Origin of the sequence: Microcoleus sp. MON1_C1, from assembly GCF_036701945.1 — a bacterium.
GTDB lineage: Bacteria > Cyanobacteriota > Cyanobacteriia > Cyanobacteriales > Microcoleaceae > Microcoleus.
Genome location: NZ_JAUBRO010000107.1, coordinates 2,501 through 5,661, shown reverse-complemented (window position 1 = coordinate 5,661; position 3,161 = coordinate 2,501). Strand labels below are relative to the sequence as shown.

Below are 3,161 nucleotides of genomic sequence, written 5' to 3'. Positions count from 1 at the left end.
AAAGCCCAAACCCCCAGGTGCTGGGGTGCACGAGGGGGTTTGGGGGGCTGGGTAAGAGCCTGACGATGACCTACTTTCACACGGGAACCCGCACTATCATCGGCGCAAAGGCGTTTCACTGTCCTGTTCGGGATGGGAAGGAGTGGGACCACCTTGCTATGGTCGTCAGGCATAACTTGTTGACTCGGCCGCGCAAGGTGCACGGCCTGGTCGAATTCATAGAGCTTCGAATCAGCTGGTTTTTGATTGCTGCCAACGTCATGGGGCGCAACGGTGTTGCGTGCCATGAGGGCATAACATGACTTTTCAGTCGGATGACATTTGACCTTGATGGATTTCATCAAAGTTATAGGGTCAAGCCGCACGAGCAATTAGTACTGGTTAGCTTAACGCATTACTGCGCTTCCACACCCAGCCTATCAACGTCCTGGTCTTGAACGACTCTTTAGGGGGCTCAAGGCCCCGGCAGATCTCATCTTGGAACGAGTTTCCCGCTTAGATGCTTTCAGCGGTTATCTCTTCCGCACTTAGCTACCCGGCAATGCCACTGGCGTGACAACCGGTACACCAGAGGTGCGTCCACTCCGGTCCTCTCGTACTAGGAGCAGGCTTCCTCAAATCTGCAGCGCCCACGGAAGATAGGGACCAAACTGTCTCACGACGTTTTAAACCCAGCTCACGTACCTCTTTAAATGGCGAACAGCCATACCCTTGGGACCGGCTACAGCCCCAGGATGAGATGAGCCGACATCGAGGTGCCAAACACCGCCGTCGATATGAACTCTTGGGCGGTATCAGCCTGTTATCCCCAGAGTACCTTTTATCCGTTGAGCGATGGCCCTTCCATACAGAACCACCGGATCACTATGTCCTGCTTTCGCATCTGCTCGACTTGTCAGTCTCGCAGTTAAGCACGCTTATGCCATTGCACTATTAGCACGATGTCCGACCGTACCTAGCGTACCTTCGAACTCCTCCGTTACGCTTTGGGAGGAGACCGCCCCAGTCAAACTGCCTACCATGCACTGTCCCCGATCCAGATAATGGACCTAGGTTAGAACCTCAAACACACCAGGGTGGTATTTCAACGTTGGCTCCACAAGATCTAGCGACCCTGCTTCAAAGCCTCCCACCTATCCTACACAGATCTGTTCAAAGTCCAATACAAAGCTACAGTAAAGGTTCATGGGGTCTTTCCGTCTTTCCGCGGGGAGATTGCATCATCACAAACATTTCAACTTCGCTGAGTCTCAGGAGGAGACAGTGTGGCCATCGTTACGCCATTCGTGCAGGTCGGAACTTACCCGACAAGGAATTTCGCTACCTTAGGACCGTTATAGTTACGGCCGCCGTTTACTGGGACTTCGATCAAGAGCTTGCACCCCATCAATTAATCTTCCAGCACCGGGCAGGCGTCACACCCTATACGTCCACTTTCGTGTTTGCAGAGTGCTGTGTTTTTAATAAACAGTCGCAGCCACCAATTTTTTGCAACCCTTTCATGCTCAGATGTTCTCATCACATTACTAGGGCACACCTTCTTCCGAAGTTACGGTGTCAATTTGCCGAGTTCCTTCTCCTGAGTTCTCTCAAGCGCCTTAGAATACTCATCTCGCGCACCAGTGTCGGTTTGCGGTACGGTCAATTACAAGCTGAAGCTTAGTGGCTTTTCCTGGGACCTCGTTCAGTTACTTCGCGAGCAAGCTCGCTCGATCAACAGCCTCGGTATATGACACGCGGATTTGCCTACGTGTCGCCTACATCTGTCTAAACCGGCACATCCAACCGCCGGATAACCTATTAAAATCCGTCCCCACATCGCACTTGTAATCGGTACAGGAATATTGACCTGTTTCCCATCAGCTACGCATCTCTGCCTCGCCTTAGGGGCCGACTCACCCTACGCCGATGAACGTTGCGTAGGAAACCTTGCGCTTACGGCGAGGGGGCTTTTCACCCCCTTTAACGCTACTCATGTCAGCATTCGCACTTCTGATACCTCCAGCATCCTTTACAAGACACCTTCACAGGCTTACAGAACGCTCTCCTACCACTTGCAATAAATTGCAAATCCGCAGCTTCGGTAACTGGCTTAGCCCCGTTACATCTTCCGCGCAGGACGACTCGATCAGTGAGCTATTACGCTTTCTTTAAATGATGGCTGCTTCTAAGCCAACATCCTGACTGTTTTAGCCTTCCCACTTCGTTTCCCACTTAGCCAATTTTAGGGACCTTAGCTGGCGGTCTGGGTTGTTTCCCTCTTGAGTCCGGACGTTAGCACCCGGTGCTCTGTCTCCCAAGCTGTACTCGTCGGTATTCGGAGTTTGCCTTGGTTTGGTAAGTCGCCATGACCCCCTAGCCAAAACAGTGCTCTACCCCCGACGGTAATACTTGAGGCACTACCTAAATAGTTTTCGGAGAGAACCAGCTATTTCCAAGTTTGTTTAGCCTTTCACCCCTATCCACAGCTCATCCGCTAGTTTTGCAACACTAGTCGGTTCGGACCTCCAGTACCTGTTACGGCACCTTCATCCTGGCCATGGATAGATCACTTGGTTTCGGGTCTACACCCAGCGACTAATTCGCCCTATTCGGACTCGATTTCTCTACGGCTTCCCTATTCGGTTAACCTTGCCACTGAATGTAAGTCGCTGACCCATTATACAAAAGGTACGCAGTCACCCCTTACGAGGCTCCTACTTTTTGTAAGCACGCGGTTTCAGGATCTATTTCACTCCCCTCCCGGGGTTCTTTTCGCCTTTCCCTCACGGTACTTGTTCACTATCGGTCGATGATGAGTATTTAGCCTTGGAGGATGGTCCCCCCATGTTCAGACAGGATTTCTCGTGTCCCGCCCTACTTGTCGTTAGCTCAGTACCACACAGGTCTTTTCACGTACGGGGCTATCACCCGCTGTGGCCGCCTTTTCCAAGGCGTTCCGTTAAGTCTTGTGCTATCACTAACAGGCTCTTCCAATTTCGCTCGCCACTACTTTCGGAATCTCGGTTGATGTCTTTTCCTCGAGCTACTGAGATGTTTCAGTTCACCCGGTTCGCCTCGCATGACTATGTATTCATCATGCGATACCTTTGCAGGTGGGTTTCCCCATTCGGAAATCTCCGGATCAAAGCTAATTTGCCAGCTCCCCGAAGCTTATCGCA

Annotated in this window: 2 rRNA genes (1 of these 2 cut by a window edge); both read right to left on the bottom strand. The window is 51.6% G+C overall.

Annotated features, from left to right (window positions below):
- Nucleotides 1-57 precede the first annotated feature (57 nt).
- A 5S ribosomal RNA gene (rrf, locus tag QUA62_RS28750) occupies nt 58-170 on the bottom strand.
- A gap of 180 nt (nt 171-350) precedes the next feature.
- A 23S ribosomal RNA gene (locus tag QUA62_RS28745) occupies nt 351-3,161 on the bottom strand; it runs 66 nt beyond the window's last position.